Source organism: Burkholderia anthinoferrum (assembly GCF_002925705.1).
Taxonomy (GTDB): Bacteria; Pseudomonadota; Gammaproteobacteria; order Burkholderiales; family Burkholderiaceae; genus Burkholderia; species Burkholderia semiarida.
In genome coordinates this window covers 1-20,807 of record NZ_LFZP01000069.1, presented here as the reverse complement: position 1 = coordinate 20,807, position 20,807 = coordinate 1, and the positions used below count along the sequence as shown (strand labels likewise).

General features: G+C 61.1%; 13 protein-coding genes and 2 pseudogenes. 11 read left to right on the top strand and 4 right to left on the bottom strand.

All coding sequences use genetic code 11. The annotated features are described in order from the left end of the window. Positions 1-961: 961 nt before the first annotated feature. From C5F75_RS34665 to C5F75_RS34655, 3 genes are read left to right on the top strand one after another with little or no spacing between them, the layout of a single operon-like run. On the top strand, positions 962-3,727 hold the full coding sequence (locus C5F75_RS34665; RefSeq protein WP_104013422.1) for a type VI secretion system Vgr family protein: 2,766 nt from the start codon (positions 962-964) through the stop codon (positions 3,725-3,727). A 26-nt stretch (positions 3,728-3,753) separates the two neighbouring features. After that, positions 3,754-5,049 (top strand): VRR-NUC domain-containing protein, encoded by a 1,296-nt coding sequence (locus tag C5F75_RS34660; RefSeq protein WP_104013421.1) that lies wholly within the window; start codon positions 3,754-3,756, stop codon positions 5,047-5,049. Positions 5,050-5,088: 39 nt separating this feature from the next. Further along, a complete protein-coding gene (locus C5F75_RS34655) occupies positions 5,089-6,420 on the top strand; it encodes a type VI immunity family protein (RefSeq protein ID WP_104013423.1) in 1,332 nt (443 codons plus the stop codon). Positions 6,421-6,455: 35 nt separating this feature from the next. On the opposite strand, the pseudogene C5F75_RS37475 reads toward C5F75_RS34655, so the two are convergent. Beyond that, a pseudogene (locus C5F75_RS37475) lies at positions 6,456-6,646 on the bottom strand (hypothetical protein); the annotation flags it as partial. A gap of 274 nt (positions 6,647-6,920) precedes the next feature. On the opposite strand from C5F75_RS37475, the gene C5F75_RS36590 reads away from it, so the two are divergent. The 7 genes from C5F75_RS36590 to C5F75_RS34625 all read left to right on the top strand — a co-directional run bounded on the left by C5F75_RS36590 (position 6,921) and on the right by C5F75_RS34625 (position 13,206). Then, positions 6,921-7,604: a hypothetical protein gene (locus C5F75_RS36590; protein WP_146075235.1), complete on the top strand. Its 684-nt coding sequence runs from the start codon at positions 6,921-6,923 to the stop codon at positions 7,602-7,604. Between the two features lie 11 nt (positions 7,605-7,615). Next, positions 7,616-8,299, top strand: coding sequence for a hypothetical protein (locus tag C5F75_RS34645; RefSeq protein WP_104013420.1), 684 nt, complete (start codon positions 7,616-7,618; stop codon positions 8,297-8,299). Positions 8,300-8,311: 12 nt separating this feature from the next. Then, entirely contained in the window at positions 8,312-9,013 is a 702-nt protein-coding gene (locus C5F75_RS34640) for an RES domain-containing protein (protein ID WP_104013419.1), read from the top strand. A gap of 5 nt (positions 9,014-9,018) precedes the next feature. Further along, positions 9,019-9,384: a hypothetical protein gene (locus C5F75_RS36585; protein ID WP_146075234.1), complete on the top strand. Its 366-nt coding sequence runs from the start codon at positions 9,019-9,021 to the stop codon at positions 9,382-9,384. Positions 9,385-9,397: 13 nt separating this feature from the next. Next, positions 9,398-10,138: a hypothetical protein gene (locus tag C5F75_RS34635; RefSeq protein ID WP_104013418.1), complete on the top strand. Its 741-nt coding sequence runs from the start codon at positions 9,398-9,400 to the stop codon at positions 10,136-10,138. Between the two features lie 308 nt (positions 10,139-10,446). Continuing rightward, positions 10,447-10,863, top strand: a complete 417-nt coding sequence (locus C5F75_RS34630; RefSeq protein ID WP_258048630.1) for a hypothetical protein — start codon at positions 10,447-10,449, stop codon at positions 10,861-10,863. Positions 10,864-11,112: 249 nt separating this feature from the next. Continuing rightward, the gene (locus tag C5F75_RS34625; RefSeq protein WP_104013417.1) at positions 11,113-13,206 is read left to right on the top strand and encodes an AAA family ATPase; all 2,094 of its coding nucleotides are present in this window, start codon (positions 11,113-11,115) and stop codon (positions 13,204-13,206) included. A 492-nt stretch (positions 13,207-13,698) separates the two neighbouring features. Here the strand turns inward: C5F75_RS34625 and wecB are convergent, their stop codons facing one another. From wecB to C5F75_RS34610, 3 genes are read right to left on the bottom strand one after another with little or no spacing between them, the layout of a single operon-like run. Next, positions 13,699-14,919, bottom strand: coding sequence for a non-hydrolyzing UDP-N-acetylglucosamine 2-epimerase (gene wecB / locus C5F75_RS34620; protein WP_104013416.1), 1,221 nt, complete (start codon positions 14,917-14,919; stop codon positions 13,699-13,701). 50 nt (positions 14,920-14,969) lie between these two features. Continuing rightward, the gene (locus C5F75_RS34615) at positions 14,970-17,072 is read right to left on the bottom strand and encodes an NfrA family protein (RefSeq protein WP_104013415.1); all 2,103 of its coding nucleotides are present in this window, start codon (positions 17,070-17,072) and stop codon (positions 14,970-14,972) included. A 1-nt stretch (position 17,073) separates the two neighbouring features. Then, a complete protein-coding gene (locus C5F75_RS34610; protein ID WP_104013414.1) occupies positions 17,074-19,008 on the bottom strand; it encodes a glycosyl transferase family protein in 1,935 nt (644 codons plus the stop codon). Between the two features lie 1,002 nt (positions 19,009-20,010). Here C5F75_RS34610 and C5F75_RS34605 point away from each other — a divergent pair. After that, positions 20,011-20,807 (top strand): annotated as a pseudogene (locus tag C5F75_RS34605) (IS3 family transposase); the annotation flags it as partial.

Here is a 20,807-nt window from a genome sequence, read left to right as displayed (position 1 = left end):
GGCTACCTCGCTTGGCGCGAGGACAAGGTAGGGAACGCTTTGAACTGGTGGATTGCGCAACTAGACAGCCCCGATCTACTTGAACGGCTCCTGACGCCGCGTCAAGAGAGTAAAGGGCAGCCCGGGGCGCCCGCTTGCGCAGTCCGTTACCCAAGCGCGGAGTAACGGCCCGTCAGTGCTACCGTCTGAGGACCTTCGCCGGTGCATGCAGTTGGACATTGGAGGGTCAGCCTGACACTGAACCTTGCCGTCGAGTTGCCGGGGCATCCGATGGCTGCAGCGGGTCGTTCAGAGTCGTTCACTTCGTCTCAGAGCCGGCTTTTGCGGTCGTGTGCCGGTCGTGACGTCCGGATGAATGCGCCAGCGACATAGGGAACCTTATCACTATGCCCGATTGCTGGCTCAAACCCGGATGTCGCACAACGCGTGACCGCGGCTGTGCGCTGCGACGGCAGCGCGGGGCGTCAGTTCCACCAATAACGACACAATGCAATCGATTGTTTCTCGGGGTTGCATTATCGGAGAGCGAATCACAAGTTGAATTCGACGTTTGATACTCGAATCAAACGCTTCCTAAATCGGTGATCGATGAACAGTCATTGCTATAGTGAGCCGAATATGCTTAGAAGGCCGGCTGTGCCGGGTCAACGCACTTCTCAGGTGCCGGCCTGCGTTGTCCGCGATCGCGGTTTGAATATTTATCGGGCGGTTCGCATGTACGAATTATGTCGGGGCTGTCCGTTAATCGATCGACGTCCTTGACATTCATTCACACTTGCGCCGATATCGTGCTCTGGAGTTGCGGTAATGTCATGATGGCTTTCGCCCCGCTCATCGTCACATGTCTGATTCCAGGACGAAAGGTCATGACAGATTTTTCGCCCTCACAAAGCGAGTAATATCACCGCGAGCATTACCAGACGCTATCCGAGAGCGCTGAAATATAATTGAAAGGCTACCAATGAACGTGCAGGACCTTGCTGCGGCGCTGCGCGGCGGCTTGAGTGAGCAGGATCGGTTGCTGAAGCTCGATACGCCGCTCAGGCCGAACACCCTGGTGGTGCAACGGGCCGTCGGTCGGGCGACGATCGGCCGCGACTACATCTTCACGCTTGACATGGTGTCGTCTGACAGCACGATCGAATTGAAGAAGCTCATCGCGCAGCCCGTGACCCTCTGGATCCAGCAGGCAAGCGGCGGATATCGCCCGATCCACGGCTATGTCTATACCGCGCGTAGGCTGGGCGCCGACGGCGGCCTCACGACATACCAGATCACGCTACACGCGTGGATGCACGTGCTTAAGTTCCGGCGCGACCAGCGGATCTGGATCGACAGGTCGGTCGAGGACATCGTGTCCGACGTGCTGAACCAGCATCCGGAGGCGCGCGGCCGGTTCCGCTTCACGCTGTCACAACCATTGGCGAACCGCTCGTACACGCGTCAGAGCGAAACCGACTGGAACTTCGTGCATCGCCTGCTCGAGAACGAGGGGCTCTACAGCTATTGGGACCAAGCCGACGACGGCAAGTCGCACACCCTGGTGATCACGGACAAGCTGGACGCGCTCCCGGCGCTGTCGCCGAAAACGGTGCTGTTCTATCGATCGGGCACGCAAAGCGAGGTCGACGCGCTCACGCAGTGGTCCGGGACGCGCTCGCTGCAAAGCGTTGCGCTGACCACTCGGACCTTCGACTACAAGAATCCGGCCGCTCGTTCAAATCCAATGGGCACGTCGGTGCCGGCCGCTGGAAACCAAGGCGCATTGCCGAGCCAGCTGGAAGTCTACGAATACACCGGCGCGTACACGTATCTGGAACAGGAGCGAGGCGACAGGCTGTCCCGCATCCGCATGGAGGAATGGGAGTCGCGCGCGAAGCGGTTCCACGGAGTTGGCGGGGGCCGTGGGCTCGATGCCGGCCGGCGTTTCGAGCTGGGCGATCACCCGGCGCACGACGGCGATAGCGTCGAACAGCGCGAGTTCGCGACGATCGCCGTGTCGTGGTGGATCGAGAACAACCTGCCTGTCACCCCCGCGTCGAATTTCCCGCACAGCCTGCACCGGGACTTGGCCGAGGCGCGTGCGAGCAGATCGGATAGAGCATCGTTCGAGGTGCCGCACGCCGACGGGTGCGTCGGCTACTTTCTCGTCGAAGTCGAAGCGCAGCGCGTGACCGTGCCATACCGCAGTCCATTCGAACATGAAAAGCCGAAGATGCATCTGGAGACAGCACTCGTCGTCGGGCCGTCGGGCGAGGAGGTGTACACCGACGAACTGAACCGGATCCGCATCCAGTTCGTCTGGGATCGCGTGAACCCGGGCGATCAGGGGGCATCGTGCTGGGTGCGCGTCGTACAGGCGGACACCGGTGGCGGCTATGGGAGCGTGCACATTCCGCGAATCGGCGAAGAAGTGCTTGTCGATCACGTCGGCGGCGATTGCGACCGGCCCCTCGTCATGGGCCGTCTGTATAACGGCGCGGCCAAGCCGCAATGGCACAGCGATGGAATTCTGCCGGGCTATCGATCGAAAGAATATTCGGGCGCCGGATTCAACCAGCTCGTAATGGACGATGCCACTGGGCAAAGCCGTGCCCAGCTGATGAGCAGTGCCGGCAACAGCATCCTGCACCTGGGGTATCTGATCAACCAGCAGGGCAACACGCGCGGTCCATACCTTGGCACAGGCTTCGACCTGCGCACGGATGCGTATGGTGCGGTGCGCGCGACGAGTGGCCTCTATGTGACCACGCATCCGAAATCGTCGACGAGCCAGCCGCTCGACGTGCGCGAGACTCAACAGCAACTCGTCAACGCGGAGGGCTTGCTCGAATCGATGTCAGAGCTTGCCAAGCAGCACCAGGCGGACTCGCTCAAGCCCGGCCACGATGCCATGCGCGCGTTCACCGACGCGACCCAGAGCAGCGTGTCCGGTGAGGCGTCGGGCGGGCGTACCGCGGGCGGGGGCACGGGGTCGGCGAACGCGTTCAAGGAGCCGGTGATGCTGTTCGGCAGTTCGGCCGGGATCGGCCTGTCGACGCAGCAATCTGCTCACTTGATTGCGGATATGCACGTGAACGTGGTGAGCGGGCAGAGCACGCACATCGCCGCCGGCAAATCGTTGATCGCCAGCATCGCGGACAAGATCAGCCTGTTCGTTCAGAACGCGGGCATGAAGCTCTTCGCCGCGAAAGGGAAGGTCGAGATTCAGGCTCGCAAAGACGACATCGAGATCGTGGCGCAGAAGTCGGTCAAGGTGCTGTCGGCAACGGACAAGATTGAGGTTGCGGGAGAGAAAGAAGTCCTGCTGACGTCAGGCGGAGCCTACATCCGTCTGAAGGGCGGTGACATCGAGATCCATGCACCCGGCAAGATCGAGGTGAAGGGCGCTCAGCACAGCTTCAGCGGGCCGACGAGTCAGGCCTACGCGATGCCGCAGTTCAAGCCGTCGTATCAAGCGCAATACATCCTGAAGAGTCGGGTCGATGGTTCGCCGATGATGCAGCACGCATATGAGCTCGAGCTGCCGTCCGGGCGCACGGTACTCGGTTATACGAATGATCTCGGCGAGACGATCCCCGTGTTCACGCCATCAGCGCAGACCGTCAACCTGCGCGCGCTCGAACAGGAGAAGGTTGAAACCGAACCGTGGAAATTTGCGGGCGGCGGACAGCCCGACATTTATTCCGATTATGTGAAAGAAGGTGACGCGAACAGCCGCGCGTAAGCCTTCGTCGACACAAGGAGAAGACCATGGGCGGATCACTTCAGCCGGCAGGTACCTGCGAAACCGTTCAGGAGCGTGTACCGCAGTATGCAATCTTGCCGCCGGGCGCAAAAGGGTACCTTCAGGAAAAGGTCGAATTCGCACTGAAATTTCCAAGGATTGGGTCGATTCGGTTGCCTGATGGATCCACGACCACAACTTTTCTCAAACAGATCGTCGTAACGCAAGCGATCAGGGTTGAAGAGCGGATTGCCAAGTTTTGGTGGCGCTACAAGGCAGAAGTAAATTTCGACATGTGGGAGAGCCGTCTCGCCCGTGGCGGTGTGCCACCCATTCCATTTCTCAGCGACGAGGCAATGCCTCAGCCCGGCGGCAGGCGTCACAGTACGAACCCGTTCCCGCCGGGTCGGAGACCTGGCGCTCTGCGTCGACCCGACGTCGTTGTGGTAGAGCGTCCTATGGATCGGTGGCCCGGCCGTGGTGTCATCGACCGCGAAGGCGGCCCTCACGTTGATAATCTGTTGCGCCTTGTGGAGATCAAGTTTCCTGGTGACGAATGGGGCCCGGGTCAGGAGGCTGACTATCAACTGATTGCCGGTGAATTCAAAGAGCGCATGTCCGTCATCGATGTCAGCGATTGCAATGGAGAGCTCGAAAAGGTTCGGCAACGCGTGCTCAAAGATTTACCGATGCGAGAGACGGAGCAGCAGAAGAAGCGTGAGCGCGTGCCTATCCGGACAGTCGAGCCTATCCCTCATCCCGTCTGGTACGAGGACTGGTGGAGCTGGGTCGAACGTCATGGGGAAGAAGCCGGCGAAGCGGTCGGAGAAGGCGCGGCGGCGTTGTGGGACGCGACGAAGCGTGGATATGCCTACGTTTCCGAAGAAACCAGCCGGTTCCTGCATGAACATGCGCCGTGGCTGTTCACTGCAGGCCGTTGGGTTCTCAACAAGGCAACAGAAACATGGGAATGGTTTGACGAACAGGGCCGCAGAATCGCCGCGTATACGGCCGCACAACTGAAGGCGGGTTGGGAGGCACTCAAGCGAGAAGCGGACCTGACATGGGAAACCCTCAAGGCTATCGATTGGGGGCAGGTCGGTATGACGATTGTGAAGGCGCTGGTCGTCATCGTGATCGTGGTCGCAGCCGTCGCGATTGCGATCGTGATCGCCGAGGCATTGCTGGCGATTTTGGCGGCCCTCGTGGCCATTATTGCTGCCGGGGCTGAGGCGGTGGCGGCACTTGCTGCGCTACTCGGAATCACCGCGGCAGAAGCAGCGGCGTCGGTGGCGATTGCCCCGGCTCTGGCGGCGGGTTAACCGGTATCATATGAACCACCTCACTCAGGACAAGCAATGATGACGGATCAGAGCGCGAAACCGATTCTCACACCCGCACAAGCGCTTTCGCGTTATCACGAACATCTGCACCTACACCTCGACGGCGAGCGGATGGGTTTGCTGCCGGGCGTAATTGGCACCGTTTTTTTTGATGGCGGCTCGCGCCCCGATGGCCGGCAAGCGATTCTCGACTGCTTCGACCGTTTCGATGCGCTTTTTGGCTCGCACTTGCGTGGTGGGAAGGACACGGACACCGGCAAGTTTTCGAAGCGAAATGCCGCGGGAGTCGAAAAAATCCGTCGGGCGATTCAGGACACACCGTCGTATCTGTCCGTTAGCGTGATTCGATCGAGCGCTACCGATCAAGACACTGCGGCGGAATACAACGTGCAAGTCCTCACGAGCATGGCGAATCCCGAGGACTACGTCTCGCCTCAAGGTTGGACTGCGCCAAAAGGGCAGGAGTCCGGATTGTCGATGCTGAAATTCAACGTCCCGATGGCTCTCGTTACGACCGCAGATGGCCTTGCTCTGTACGAGGGTTTCCTTCGCTTTGTGTGCGAGCGATTGAATGTTCAGGGCGGCTACGGCGGCCTGGCGCCAATCTTGCCGTTCAGCTACCACCGGTATATGCCACAGGAATGGGCACTGGCAGAACGCTTCAGTGGCCTGGACATCGATAGCACGGCACATTTGCTGGCGCGTGAGTACGATCCATCGTCGTACGAAGGTGAGTCGACGTCTACCATGACAGCGTTCTATCCGGGGCTGCACCCGGGCGCCAAGGTCGCCCGGTGGGGTTTCATCAAAGGTGTGAACTGGTACACGATCCTAGGCGAGCTGTTCATTGAGCGGCTCGGCGGCGAAGCGGAGGTGCGGAAACAGCTGAATCGTTCGGACATCCACATCGAGCGCCTGAACGCGAGCCTGCTCATTCGCGCCGGCGATTTTCCGCGCCTCGGCGCACCGGAGGAAGGTCTTCCCGAGCCGTATGTGTTCGTGAACAGTGTCCTGCGCATCTTGCGCGATCCGAAGCCGGACGCGTTGCATACGTACATTCCAAACTTACCCAGCGCCGACACAAAGAACGCGCGCGCATGGGTTGCTCGCTTCGACCTGCCGGACGCGCAGCCGATTCCGGATCCGCCGACGATCGTGCCGTCCGCGAAAAACGATAGTCCGGGCTATGCAAGCGTGCCGGGTGGGGAGGCGTGTCCGGTGGCTGGGTGGTGGCAAACGCCGGCCAAAGCCGGGAGCCGGCGATACTTTGAGGCTGGCGAGATCATGCCGGTGATCGAGGGCAGCGCGTGGGGCAAGACGCACTGGAACTGGTCGCCGAACCAAGAGTAACAATTCGGTGCATCTGGCCGCCAATGCCGCGGAACTCAGCAGAACTCGCGCGCTGTCGTCGGTAGGGTTCCAAGCAGTTCGGAGCGGTCGACAAGCTTGCTCGCGATCAGGTGCCGCACACTTTACCTTCGGCCTGCCATACACCATGGACGGCAAGCAGCGCGGCGCCGAGCGCTTCCTTCCGAAACTTCTCCAGCACACCGGGCCAGAGGACCACGTTGATCTGGCTCTGTGACCTGCCCCCGGTTTTACCGCATTCAACATATTCCCTGATACGAGTTATCAGGGTTAATTAGATGGGGTCGAGCCCCATAAATGCCATTCGCGGCCGCGTATAGTTGGCTAGGGCGGTCCGTTCAATGACGCACCGACGGAGGAGGTACGTCGGGTGTCCCATAGCCGCCACGTTTGCGAAGACTGGGAAACAGTAGAATTTCGAGAAACTTGATAAAAATAAGAAAAGATGTATTATCAGGGTATCGTCATTCTGGAGTGCGGCCGTGTCCACACCCGACAATCACTTCATGCGGCTCTACCTCGACCAGTCGGGCTACCCCTTTGGATGGGTGCGGCCGGGGGAATATGCGCTGCGTGTTGCAACTGCGAGTCGTACTCTCCTGCCGTTGAACGCAAACATTGATTTGGCGGGGTGGAAACCTACGATCGACTGGGCACCGGAAGGGGTTCCGTTCATTCAGTGCTCGCTCGAAGAAGGTGCTCTCTGGTCTGCACTTCGCGGGCGGGACGATCGGGCAAATAGCAACGCTGAGCATTTCGTCCCCCGCGTTATCTATGGATCGAACGCTGGCTCGGGTAGGCACTTTGTGTCGCTCGCGCACTACGTTCTGCAGCGGGTCATGTCGGCGACCGCGGCGCGCGAGCGCCGGTTGCCGAAGTCGAAAATCTCAGATGCGGTCGAGCAGCTGGCGGGCGGGCGGTTTAGGCTCGTGGCAATGTGTTTTGTCGTCGACGTCCCTCAAAGGTCGGTGAATTGGCGCTCTCCCCAAGAGTTTATGGAGACCTTGCGTGAGCTGGTCGACAGTCGTCGGGAAAGCCTGAAGCGACGGGCACAGTCGCTTGTTTCGCTCGTCCGTCGTTTGCTCGACCCAGCCCCAGAATCGGGTAGTGCAGCTGCAATTGCCAAGCGAATTAACCCGCTCGGCGCACCTCCGCAATTCGCCTGAAGGAGATTCACATGGCACAGGTTATCGACGAGCGGAACAACGTGACCGGCATCAAGATTCATGCGGTGCTGTCCGAAGGTAAGCCCCTCAGCTCTAAGTGCGTTGCGCGAGATGTGGCAGAGGTGTTTGCGTCCGACATCGAAGGATCGTTGCGCGGGCGTGTTCCGCCGGAAATGGTGAATGAGTCGTTCCATGCCCTCGTTCTCTCCGTTCTGGAGCAGCGCCTGAGCACGATGCTCGTCATCGAGACAGGCGGCCCGGGAGCGGCTTCCGAATCGTTGCCTGTTGCCAATCTGAAGCCTTCGGAGGTGATTCATCAAGGATTGGTGGGGCTCTCTCTTGCGAGCTTGTACCGATACGTTGAAGCGAGCAGGTTCTACTGTGTGAAGCCACCTGGCCAGACCAACGGCCGTGCGTTTCCTGCGTGGCAGTTTGTCGAACCCGTTCCGGAACTCTTGCCGCCTGTCCTTGATGCGCTCCGAGGGGCCTTAGCAACGGAGGTTCACGCTTTTCTCGTGACGTCCCGCGATGAGTTGAACGAGCTTGCACCGGCTGAGCTGCTGGCCGGTAAGCCGTTTGCTGGCCGGGGGGACCTTCACGCAAGCCAGAAGCGACTTTTGCAACTGGCGGCGACGGAGCGTCAACGTAGGGTGCTCGAGACAATTTCGCGCCCTGGGGAGAGCGTGGCCCATTGATCGGCCACCGTAATGCATCAACAACCCCCCATCGAACCACCGGCCGGCATTGCCGAATTGCTGCCTTCGTCTGGGCAACTGGTTGCCGGCCTTTCAGACGAGCTAGTCGTCGTTGAAAGCGGTGCACCGCTATACCGTGCGGCATACTCAGAACTCGGAATTCTCCCGGACCGCGTGACGCGTGCGTATCGTTTCGGGCCGCCGCGCTCACTCCTCGGACCGGACGGAGCGATGCCGTTCTGGTGGCTTTATCTGGCCTTCGAACCGGATACTACGGTTTGGGAGGCTCGCTTCTGCCAGAACGATGTCACCCGCCCGGGCACCTTTTATATCGGTCAAGAAGCAGAGCGCGACGGCTTAATTGCGACACTTCGCTTCCCGCGAACGCTACGCCTATGGAATTTGAACGGGGAGGCATCGAGTAGGCTCGGAGTCTTCGATATGTTGTCGAGCCCGGACTACGAATGGTGCCAATGGTTTGGCGTGGTATTGAATGATGCGCTTGCGAAGTCCGACCCAACTTCACGACCGGACGGAATCGTCTATCCGTCGCGGCGCCATCGTGGTCACGGAGCGATAATTCTGTCGTCGTCAGTGCTGGAACCAATGCGTACCGGGGTTCTGCAGACACACGAGCGTTTCATCGAGCACTCCGTTTATCGCCGGCTCCTCAAAGATGCGTTACGCGTGAGCCCGCCGCTCGCGACCGAATAGCCGCGATGGCGCAACCGCATCACCTCGCTGACCGCGGTTGCGGTCGTGTTCAGTTCGGCTGCGTCGCTGCTGAGCTTGGTGCCCCGGGGAAAATTCTCGATCCACCTTACGTCGCCGGCCGCCGGCGTTTGATCCTCATGGACAACTCAATCAGCGCGTTGACGGCGCACCGACAGCTAACCCGAACAATCAGTACCTCCATGCAAGAAGCGACCACTGGTGACGGTCGACCCGCACCGCCCTCCTACGCGCCGCTACTGCTCGCGACCGAGCGCGGCTACGTCCGCGAGTTGCGCGACACGCGCCGCATCAAGCCGGTCGAGCATGCCGCCGGCGCGGCGCTACGCGGTCCCGCTGTTGCAGAGCGTTGACTAAGGATCCGCGATGACCACGATCGACCCTCGCATTTCCCAGGTCCGTCGCCTGCGTCAATGGTTGGATACCTCGGAAGGGCGGTGCTGCGCGCGTGCCGTATGGCATATCCTTGTGGCGATCGCGATTTTCGCGGTCGTTGCGGTCTTGGAGAACAAGGGCAATGGCTGGCGCCACGCGGCGATGCTTGGCGATCCAGAGGTGCGTCGCATGCGCGCAAAGGTGGTCAAGGCACTGGGCCATGACGATGCGCTGTCGATGCTCGAGCATGCAATGACTGGCTTCGGGGCCGCCTTGCTGGGCATCGTGGTCCTGCAACTGTTCTATGTGAAGCTGGTCACCGAAAAGGGGCGGCCGATCGAACCGCTCGGACGAGCGGGATGGGTGGCCGCACTGATGGTCGCCGGCACGGTGGGATTCGGTGCAGGCAAGGTGATGTACCCAGGCACGGAGCCCATGGTGGGCGCGCTCGTCGCGATCGCGGTATTGGCCGTGTTTGCGTTCCCCCGCCAGTGGCGTCGCCTCGCCGAGCATGCCCCGCAGTGGATCATTGGTTTGGCAGGCGGCGTCATGTGGGTTGCCGGCGACGTCGCATGGAAGATCTATCACGCTCCCGTCACGCATGATCCGCCCGAGATTGTGGCTGCGCACTTGATGGGGGGCGTTGTCACGCTGGTCGTCACGAGTTGGGCGCTTGGCAAGCTGATTCGGCGGACGCGCTGGCTGAGCCCGGCGCCGATGCGAGGCCGCTGACGTGCGAGCGACCCCCGACCCGCGCGCTGCTGCGCCTCACGCCTGCGCACTACGATATGCTCGGCACCGACGTGCGTGTGACGCGCCTGACGATCGCACGGTCGACGGGTCGGGCGAGCCGGCCGCGAATGCGGCCACGCATGCTCGTGACGCGTTCCTGCTGCTGTTCGCCTACGCGACCGGGCTGCGCCGCGCCGAGCTTGCCGTGTCGACCACCGGCGCGCTCACGCGCACCGCGCTCGACGGCGCCTTGGACGACGCGTGGAGGCTGCGCGTGATGGGCAAGAGCCGGCGCGCGCACCGTGCCGATGCCGCTCACGCTCGAGACGGCGCCGGCCGACACGCCGCTGATCGCGCACCTCGTGACCGGCGCGACGTTGCATCCGGACGTGGTCGGGAGGCTGGCCAAGGGAATCTTTGCGCGGCCCGCCGACCAGCTGGCGCGATCGCCTACCCGAACGCGGCCGCGGACCTGCAGCGGGCGAGTACGCTCCAGCTGCGCCACAACTTCGCGAATCACGGCCTGGACGCCGTCGCCGACATCCGCGACATGCCCGGCCCGCGACGGCGTGACAGTGCTGCGGGTGCCGTTCGAGAATGACGACGCGTTCGACCGGCGCGTCGACGACCTGCTGGTCGCGATCGCGCTGACGGCCGAACCGCATCGCTGCGCGTCGGAAAGCGATGCCTGGGCGGATATCGCCGGAGAAGGCTGGCGGTGGTAGCGGCGCCGCAACGTCTGCGTGGCCGGTGCGTTGAGGCTGGGAACACTATGACGGTCTTCGGCCCAAGACGGGACCTTCATCCGGTCCGCTGCCGTGACATTGGGGGCATTTCCACCGCACACGCTGTAAGGCAGTTGGTGCTGGCGGCTGGGAGCGACGATACTGTGTCGAGATGTCCTATTATCATGGTTCATATCCGGCGCGTAGAAGCCGGTTGCGCTGCCATATAACTACCTCAACGGGGGCAGGATGAAGTTGATCAAGTATCGGGTAACGAATTTCCGCTCGGTGAAGGATAGTGGCGATATTGAAGCCGGCGACGTTGCCGCGCTGATCGGTGTCAACGAATCGGGAAAGACAAATTTGCTGCTTCCGCTTTGGAAGCTCAATCCCGCTCGCGAAGGCGAGATTCAACCGACATCGGATTACCCGAAGACAATGTTCGCGGATGTGCGTGCCAACCCGGGGGGATTTCGATTCATCAGTGCCGATTTTGATGCCAGCTCTCTCAGAGACAAGCTGGTTACTCTCACGAAACTGGATGCTGCACAACTGGAGGTTGTGCGTGTTGACCGGTACTTCGATGGGAAACATGTAGTCTCGTTTCCGCAGTTTGCGCCCAAGACAACGGTCGCTGCCTCGGACATCAAGGGCGAGTTGAGGACCTTAGCCACGGCAATTGAGCGAACAGATCCGCGCAAGAGCGAAGAGCCTCTTAAGGCTGCGATCGTCGACGCTGTTCACGCCCTGGCCGAACCCATCATACAAGACTGGACTGCGGATGACCTCGATGCCGCCATTGAAGCGCTGAAGAAGTTGTTACCAGACCAGCCAGCCAAGACGTCGACAATCGTTCCTCGCGTGCAGCAGTCAATCGATGTCCTGACCGAATGGACGTCCCACATCAGGTCGCCTGCCCCCGAAGACATCGAAGGTGTTCGAGAGATTGTCTTGAAAGCGCTCCCCACGTTCGTGTATTACTCGAACTATGGAAATCTGGACTCGGAAATTTATCTCCCTCATGTGGTCCAGAATCTTGAGAGAAAAGATCTGGGAGCCAAGGAGGCGGCGAAAGCCCGGACCCTCCGCGTGTTGTTCAGCTTTGTTCGCCTCCAACCGACGGAGATCCTTGAACTTGGTCGCGACTTCAAAGATCCGAATAATCAGAATCGGCAACCCACCGAAGACGAGATTGCAAGGATCGCTGAGCGCAAGCGAGAGCGCTCCATCCTGCTACAGTCTGCGGGCACGACCTTGACCAAGGAGTTCAAGTCTTGGTGGAAGCAAGGCGACTACCGTTTCCGATTCGAAGCGGATGGCGATCACTTTCGCATCTGGGTATCAGATGATCGGCGTCCGGAAGAAGTCGAGCTTGAAAATCGCAGTACGGGGCTGCAATGGTTTCTGAGCTTCTACCTCGTGTTCTTGGTCGAAAGCCAGGGTGACCACGAAGACGCCATTCTTCTGCTCGATGAGCCAGGCCTATCGCTTCATCCACTCGCCCAGCGCGATCTATCGGCCTTCTTCGATGGATTGACCAAGACCAACCAGATCCTCTATACGACGCATTCGCCTTTCCTTGTCGATCCCGACCGGCTGGATCGAGTGCGAAAAGTCTATGTCGCTACGGATGGCTCGACCGAGTCTTCGCCGAATCTGCGTCAGTCGGGTGCGGACCCGGCGCATGCCGGTGCAGCGTACGCCGTATACTCGGCATTGAACCTGAACGTCGCTGAAAGCCTGCTACTGGGCTGCCGTCCGATAGTTGTTGAGGGAGCTTCCGATCAGCACTATCTGACGATGATTAAGGCGCTTCTTATCGGCGCGGGGAAGATCACACCTCGCCGAGAGCTGGTATTCCCCCCTGCAGGTGGAACCAAAACGCTAAGGATCACCGCTGGAATTTTGACTGGCCGAGACGAGACGCTGCCGGTTGTTTTGCTGGATGGCGATCAAATGGGCAGCAGGATGGCGGCAGAGCTGAGCAGCGGCCTCTACAACGGTGAGGAGGGGAAGGTCCTATCAACAGACGAATTCGTTGGCTTCAAAGGTTCAGAGTTAGAGGATTTGGTTCCCCATCAACGTTTCGTAGAGGCTGTCGACCGAATTTTTCGCGCTCCAGAGCAGCAGTTTTCGGAAGTCGCGTCGATGGGCAAGCCCATCGTGCCGCAGGTAGAGGCGTGGGCTAAGTGTGAAGGCATCGAACTCACGCCTGGCTGGAAGGTGGAAGTTGCGAAGCGCGTGAAGGCCACCTTGCTGGCCAAGGGGATGAACGATGTTGACAATGATCTCGTTGGGCGATGGGTACAGCTGTTCGCACGGTTTGAACCATCTGACAATTGAAGTTCGATTCGCTCACAGCGGCTGGCATTCGAACGCGGACGCGTCGCACAATGGCAGCAGAGCGACGGTTGAATCCTCACTAGACAGCCGCCTTTTGGCTAGGCGAACGTTTCGGGATGCGAAGTGGTTTTCGCGCGGCTCCGTAACGGCTACTCAATGTTGTGCGGAGTTGCTTTCAGACGCCGGCGCACGGCATGAAAGGGCCTTCTTACCACTACAGCACGATCACGGCGTGAAACTCACGATCAGGGCAACACGGGACCACGACCGCGCTCGCGGAAACAAGACGTTGCGGCGTTGACAACTGGCTTCGCGACGCCAAGGTCAGTGACAATCTTAATTTGCGGCGTGCAACGTCATGAATTCACGACGGTTCTGATGCTTACCGTCGGTGCGGGGCGTCGAAGTGACACTTTTACTTCGCAAACGGTGACATTTTTATTTTGTACTACGCCTCACGGCTCCGCAATCACCCGATCTGCCCCGCCCTACTCACGTAGCGCGTATCGCAGCCGGCGCGGTGGTCAATGTGTCCCGTATCGACGTCGGGTACGAATGGCCGTGACCCACGTGCGGCTCGCACCGCGAGTGACTTGGCCTTTCAAGCGCGGCGACGATGCGCTCGCTTGCATGCCCGTCTCCGTATGGGTTCACCGCGTGTGCCATCTGCTCGTACTCGTGGCGATCGCTGAGCAGCGTTTCGACCTGCGCGACGATCCGGCCGCCGTCGGTGCCGACCAGTCGTGCAGTGCCGGCTTCCAACGCCTCGGGCCGCTCGGTCGTATGGCGCGTGACCAGTACCGGCACGCCGAGCGCCGGCGCTTCCTCCTGAATTCCGCCCGAATCGGTAATGATAAGATGCGCCTTCGACATCAGATACACGAATGGCAAATACTCTTGCGGACCGGTGAGCGTGACGTTGCGGAGGTCGCCAAGAATCGCTTTCACCGGTCCCGTCACGTTGGGATTCAGATGCATCGGATAGACCAGCTCGATGTCGTCGTGGCGGGCCGCGAGCTCATGGAGCGCATGGCACACATGTTCGAGCGGCTCGCCGAAACTTTCGCGGCGATGACCGGTGACGAGGATGAGCCGCCGTACCGGATCCAGAAACGGAAATCCCGCGGCGATGCGCGCCGAGAGCCCCGGATCCGCCGTCAGCTTTTCGCGCGTTTGCAGCAGCGCGTCGATCACGGTGTTACCTGTCAGAACCACCTGTTCCGGCGCCATGCCTTCGCTGTACAGGTTCTGCTCCGCGCGCTTCGAAGGCGCGAAGTGCCACGAAGACACGGCGTCCGTCACACGCCGGTTCAGTTCCTCCGGCCACGGCGACCAGATATTGCCGGTACGAAGCCCAGCCTCGACGTGTCCGATCGGGATGTGCCGATAGAACGCGGCGAGGCTCGCCGCCAAGGTAGTGGTCGTATCGCCGTGAACCAGCACGATGTCGGGCCGGGCCGCATCGAACACCGGGCCGATGCCGTTCAGGATGTTCGCGGTCAGCTCGGACAGCGACTGGTTCTTGCGCATCAGATCCAGATCGAAGTCGGGAACGATGTCGAACAGCGACAGCACCTGATCGAGCATCTGCCGATGCTGGGCGGTGACACATACGGTGACGTCAAATTCAGGGTGCCGCTTCAGCGCGCGCACGAGCGGCGCCATCTTGATCGCTTCGGGACGTGTGCCGAACACCGTCAAAACTCGTTGCATATCGATTTTCTCTTTTTGATTTCCGGTCTTCTCGTCGGTCCCCGACGCGCTTAAAACCACAACGTTGCGCGAACAACCAAGCCTTTGGCGCGATCCGCGTCGGTCAACCGTACGCGATACTGGACGTCGAGGTCGATCCAGCTCGCCGGCGCCCGATACGCGCTTTCGCGGAACCAGTAGCGCACGCCGATGCCGGGGCCGATGCCGAGTGCGAGCTTGTGCAACGCGCGGGTGTCGTAGTCGCCGGCGATCGCCGCATGCGGGAACATCGCCAGATGGCTGCTGATCGAATCGATCCGCCATGAATGGCCGTAACGCAGCTCGACCGGTTGAACGAGCCGTTGCTGTCTCACGAAGTACGCGCTCTCCGTGTAGAACTGCCATGTCGTCCAGTCGGGCTTGACGGGATGCAGATCGATGCCGTCGTCGATCGAGTAACCGACGCGGAACAGCCAGTCGTCATACGCGTAACGTCCGCCCGTCATCAGTTTCTCGGCGGTGAACACCAGGTTTTGCGACGAGAGCGGCTTGTAGCGGGCGCCGACCGACCACTGCAAGGTCGGCAACCCGGTGATGCCGCCGCTGCGGTCGTGTAGCGTCGAGTACTGGCGCGCGAACACCTGGAAAATGCGCCCATTGTCGTAGCCGATCTTCGGCGGCTGCCAGTAGATCTCGGTGCCGCCCTGCAGAATTCCAATGGTTTCCTGAGGCCGGAACCCGCCGGATTGATACGCGACGTTGACGATCGCGCCGACGCGCCGCTCCGCGTCGGCGACCGCGCGTCGATATGCGTAAGCCTGTTCGGCATCGTATTGCGGCGCCTGCGCGTTCGCGTCGATGCTGTCGTGAAAGAACCGATCGGCAAGTTCGTTCTCGCCTAGGCGGCGCGCCGTGTACGCAGCGTCGGCATATTCGAGCGCGGACTCGTGCTGTCGGGTGAAGCCCGCCGCAAAATAGCGGAGCGCATCCTTCTCGTACGCCGGGTAGTCGCGGCCCACGCGTCGGGCCGTGTAGGCCGCATCGATATATTGATGCGCGGTGCCGGGTTGCACGGCGAAGCTCGCATCGAAGAACCGGAGCGACAGCTTGTCGTAGGTCGGGTCGCTCTCGCCGAGACGGCGCGCCGTATAGGCGGCGTCGAGGTACTGCTGCGCAGTGCCCGGTTGCAGCGCGAAGCTGGTCTCGAAGTACTGGAGAGCCAGCTTGTCGTAGGCCGGGTCGTTCTGGCCGAGACGACGGGCCGTGTACGCCGCATCGACGTATTGCGGCGCGGCGCCAGGTTGCAGCGCAAAGCTCGCATCGAAGTATTGGAGCGCGAGCTTGTCGTATGCCGGGTCGCTGTTGCCGAGACGGCGTGCCGTGTACGCCGCATCGACGTATTGCAACGCCGCGCCCGGCTGCAGGGCGAAGCTCGCCTCGAAGTACCGAAGCGCGAGCTTGTCGTACGCCGGATCGTTCTCCCCAAGACGGCGTGCGGTGTACGCCGCATTGACGTATTGCAACGCCGTGCCCGGCTGCAGCGCGAAGCTGGCGTCGAAGTAGCGGAGCGCGAGTTTGTCGTAGGCCGGGTCGTTCTTGTCGAGACGGCGCGCCGTGTACGCGGCGTCGACGTACTGCAACGCGGTGCCGGGCTCCAGCGCGAAGCTCGCTTCGAAGAACCGCATCGCTTGCCGGTCGTAAGCGGCATCGCTGTCGCCCAGGCGGCGCGCGATATAGGCGGCATCGATATATTCCCGCGCCGTGCCTGCGTGCCTTGCGAAGCTCGCCTCGAAGAGTTGGAGTGCCTGCCGATCGTAAGCCGGATCGTTCTCGCCGAGACGGCACGCCGTGTACGCGGCATCGGCATATTGCCGCGCGGTACCCGGCTGCTGCGCGAAGCTCGATTCGAACAGCCGAAGCGCCTGCTTGTCGTAGGTGGGGTCGTTCTGCCCGAGACGGTGGGCCGTATAGGCGGCATTGACATACTGACGCGGGGTCGCCCGACGGCGAGCAAAGCTCGTCTCGAACAATTGCAGCGCGCCCTTGTCGTCTCCGGCGCGAATGTGCGCATAGCAGCTCTCGAGCAGCCGGTCGGGCTCGCCTTGCGCGCATGCGCCGCCGGCCGCGATACCGAGTGCGATCGCGATGCAGGTCGGTCGTGCATGGACTTTCATGTCAGGCCACCCCCGACAGCGTGCCGTGCGATTCGGCCGACGCGCGCAGCTCGCCCAATGCCGCGACGATCTCGTGCTCGGCGGCAATGAAGCACTGCACGTTCACACCGGCGGCCGCCCGCAACTGCGCGAGCGCCGTATCGGAAAGCGGCGCCGCCACGGCGACGTTGAGCGCCGATCCTTCGCCGATACCGAACGGAATCGCACGATGCCGCACTTCGATGAAGTTCGGCAACCGGGTAGCGAACGGCCGCCAATCGCGACGCGCCAACTCGACACGCGGCAATCCCGCCTGCCATGCAACGGCGTCGGCGAGCGTTTCGGGATCGAGCCCGGCTTCGTTGACCAGCAGTTCGCCCAGTCGCGTGCCGGCGTCGGCGCGCTGCATTTCAAGCGCATCGTCGAGCTGCTCCTGGCTGATCGCATGCCACGAGAGCAGCAGCTCTCCCAGGCGGCGATGCACCAGCCGAAGATCCTCGCGCGACGGATACGAATGCTTCGTCTTGTCCCACCCGATCGGTCTTCCGGTCACGGTCGACACGATGAACAATCGCCACGCACGACACACCGCGAAGAAGTTGATGAAGTTGTTGACCACCAGCCGCGGGATCGACAGCAGCCCCTGATGAAATCCGTTTAGTCTCGTGACGAAGTACACGCGCTGGAGCACGCGATTCACGAGCAGCGCCGCATTCGCGGCCATCATGTATTCGAGCCACTTCGGCGAAGCCTCGAGCAACGTCTGTCCGGCCGGCAGCCAACCGCGCGCGATCGCGAACCGCAGCAGCAGGTGATTGACCAGCAGCAGGTAAGCCAGAATGGTGACGAGCGACGTGACGGTGCCCTTCCGGTCGCGCAGATACATGTACTTCGTCGCGATCGAGCCGTGCCAGCCGAGGCGCTGCGCGCCCTGGAACGCGATGCCGATGATCCAGCGTGCGCGCTGCCGGTACGCGGTGCGGAACGTGCCGGGAAACAGTTCACGGGTTGCAATGATGCTGCGCGCGTCGATTTGCCGACGCTGGCCTCCGAACATGTGACGACGTGTCGTCCTATATTCGAGCGGCAGCCAGACGAAGGCCATACGGGCACCGATGCGCTTCATCTGGAAGCTCGTGTCGTAGTCTTCGGTCAGGCTGTCGGTGCAGAACGGCTGGTTGTTCGCGCCTTCGAGCAGGCGATCGAGGATGCGGCGGCTGTAGCACGACGCCACGCCCGCGCCCGGTACGCAACCCGTCAGGCTTTCGCGCACGACCAGATCCTTGGAATGCCACTCGCTGAAGTCGTCGAGATAGGTGCAGCCCACCCAGTCCTTCCAGTCGCGTTCAAGCGACAGCACCGGCAGTTGCAGAAACTCCTTCCGTTCGACCAGATGATTGAAGAGTTTCAGTTCCAGAGGATGAATGACGTCCTCGCAATCGTGCATCGCGACGCCGGCAAAGCGCATGCCGTTCTCTTTCTCGTAGGCGAGAATCGACTGGACGATCCAGTTCAGGCAATCGGCCTTGCACGTCGGGCCGTCGTTGCGGACGATCGCTCGACGCACGATGTTCGGATAGCAGCGCGCCATGCGATCGGCTTCGATCGTCGTATCGGGATCGTTCTGATAGGTGCCGACGAAGATGACGAACTTGCGATATTCGAGCGTCGCGATGGTGTGCTCGATCATCTGCGCGAGCACCGCGTACTCCTTCCACGCCGGCACCATGATCGCAAACCAGCGCTCGTCCTCGCCGCGCAGTTCCTGAGCGGTGAGCCGCGGATAGCGGCGGTGGATGACGAAGCGCCGGTACGCGGCGCGGATCCAATAGAAAGCGTCGATGTACAGGTCATCGAGCGACGAGACGAGGATGACCGTGCACACGACCACGACCACCGCATTGAATACATCGAAGTACGCCGCCTGTAGCGGCTGAAGCGTGGGAGTCAACGTCATCGTGCGGTTGCCCCACCGCCGAAGCGAGACAGTTGGCGAATCGCACGCATGCAGCGCGCTGCATGCGAATTTCCACCCCGTGCGACTTCGGTCGCACCGTCGTTATTTATTGTGTCCATAACCTTCCCCGTTCGAAGCGATCGCGCCGTCACCGCAAGGTTTCGCGAGACCGTGTCGCTCCTTTAATGGTGCGAATCTATGGGCGAAGAGGACGGCTGAATTGATGTCGATCAACGGTGATCGTGGCAATCGTTTGCGCTATATCCTGAGCTATTTTTTCTTCGTGTTCGACGCCACAGCGCATCCGTGGACGAGGACAAGCGGGACAAATCGGCGTTGCGGCGATGGTCGACGAAAGCCGCGAACGCGTTCGACCGCTTTCGATACTGCGGCGGCAACGTGTGCGGCGAGGCGCGCCGCAGTGATGATGCAATCAAGGCAGCATTCGAACCTGCGCAAGATGGTGTCCTCGTGATCGAGGCGTGGTGTCGACGGAACGTGTGTAGATGCGGGCATTGATCCGACTCACGAACGCGCCAATCGCGTCGAGACGTACGAGATGCTCGATCAGGCATTAATTGTGGCGCCGCCAGGTGGCGCGCCCGATAGCGATGCCGGCAGATCGGCGAGCTCACCGGGCGGATGGGCGTAGTGCGGTCTTTGTTCCGTTTCGACCGCAACACGCCGATTGACCGGTATTAGCGCTGTCGCTCGACATGCTGCTTCCAATGCCACAGCGCGCGGCGTTGAAACTTCGCTCGTTTGGTTGATGCGCCGCGTTCGATTGCGCGCGGGGCGAGATTGGAGGGTCGGGCGCACGGCGCAGACGGCTCCTATTACGGGCGAAGATGTTTGCTTGATGGACCGTCAGCGAATCTCCAAGACGCTCCATTTCCAAAGGGATTGTCATGATCTGATCGCTTACGACCATGTGAGCTCCCCCTGAAATTTCGCCTTCCAAGAGGTCGTGTATAAACTCGACGGAAAGGAAGGAAATCAGGCATGTTCAAGGTACCGAAACAGGTGTACACGGCGGAGTTCGAGGTTACCGCCGTACAGCGGGTCAAGGATGGTCAGGGCGTGAGCGTAGTGGCCCGCGAGCTTGGCATCTCTGAGCAGACGCTTCGCAACTGGGTAAAGGTCGAGGCGTCGGGCAAGCTCAACGGCGCGGGAGCGAAGCCAGTCACGCCGGAGCAAATGGAGCTTTCGCGGCTTCGAGCGGAGAACAAGCGCCTGCAGATGGAGCTTGAGATCGCAAAAAAGGCGGCAGCATACTTCGCGAAGGACCTGCTGTGAGGTATGCCTGGATCGACCGGCAGGTCGGGCAGTATCCGCTGTCGTCGCTGTGCTGGGTGCTGTCAGTCAGCGTGAATGGCTATCGCGCGTGGAAGCGCGGCGGTACGCCGGAACGAACGCGACTGACGGACACGCAGTTGCTGACGCTGATCCGGACGGTGCACGCCAAGGTCAAGGGCGCGTACGGTTCGCCGCGCATGACCGAGGAAATCCGTGATCGAGGCTATCCGGCCAGCAAGGCGCGCGTCGAACGGCTGATGCGTGAGAACGGCATCCGGGCGCGACACAAACGCCGTTACCGGGTGACGGCCGATTCGAAGCACAAGCTGCCGGTTGCACCGAATCTGTTGAATCGCGAGTTCACGCCTACTGAGCCGAATCAGGTGTTCAGCTCCGATATCACGTACACCTGGACCGACGAGGGCCGCTGTACCTGGCCGTGGTACTCGACCTGTTCAACCGGGAGGTGGTGGGCTGGTCCATCAAGTCGCGTATGACGGCGG

Bases quoted from the DNA above. Each gene is read 5' to 3' on its own strand.
- C5F75_RS34635 (WP_104013418.1), top strand. From the start codon at position 9,398: ATGACCACGATCGACCCTCGCATTTCCCAGGTCCGTCGCCTGCGTCAA.
- C5F75_RS34610 (WP_104013414.1), bottom strand. From the start codon at position 19,008: ATGACGTTGACTCCCACGCTTCAGCCGCTACAGGCGGCGTACTTCGAT.
- wecB (WP_104013416.1), bottom strand. From the start codon at position 14,919: ATGCAACGAGTTTTGACGGTGTTCGGCACACGTCCCGAAGCGATCAAG.
- C5F75_RS34665 (WP_104013422.1), top strand. From the start codon at position 962: ATGAACGTGCAGGACCTTGCTGCGGCGCTGCGCGGCGGCTTGAGTGAG.
- C5F75_RS34640 (WP_104013419.1), top strand. From the start codon at position 8,312: ATGCATCAACAACCCCCCATCGAACCACCGGCCGGCATTGCCGAATTG.
- C5F75_RS34655 (WP_104013423.1), top strand. From the start codon at position 5,089: ATGACGGATCAGAGCGCGAAACCGATTCTCACACCCGCACAAGCGCTT.
- C5F75_RS34645 (WP_104013420.1), top strand. From the start codon at position 7,616: ATGGCACAGGTTATCGACGAGCGGAACAACGTGACCGGCATCAAGATT.
- C5F75_RS34615 (WP_104013415.1), bottom strand. From the start codon at position 17,072: ATGAAAGTCCATGCACGACCGACCTGCATCGCGATCGCACTCGGTATC.
- C5F75_RS34630 (WP_258048630.1), top strand. From the start codon at position 10,447: ATGCCGCTCACGCTCGAGACGGCGCCGGCCGACACGCCGCTGATCGCG.
- C5F75_RS34625 (WP_104013417.1), top strand. From the start codon at position 11,113: ATGAAGTTGATCAAGTATCGGGTAACGAATTTCCGCTCGGTGAAGGAT.
- C5F75_RS34660 (WP_104013421.1), top strand. From the start codon at position 3,754: ATGGGCGGATCACTTCAGCCGGCAGGTACCTGCGAAACCGTTCAGGAG.
- C5F75_RS36585 (WP_146075234.1), top strand. From the start codon at position 9,019: ATGGCGCAACCGCATCACCTCGCTGACCGCGGTTGCGGTCGTGTTCAG.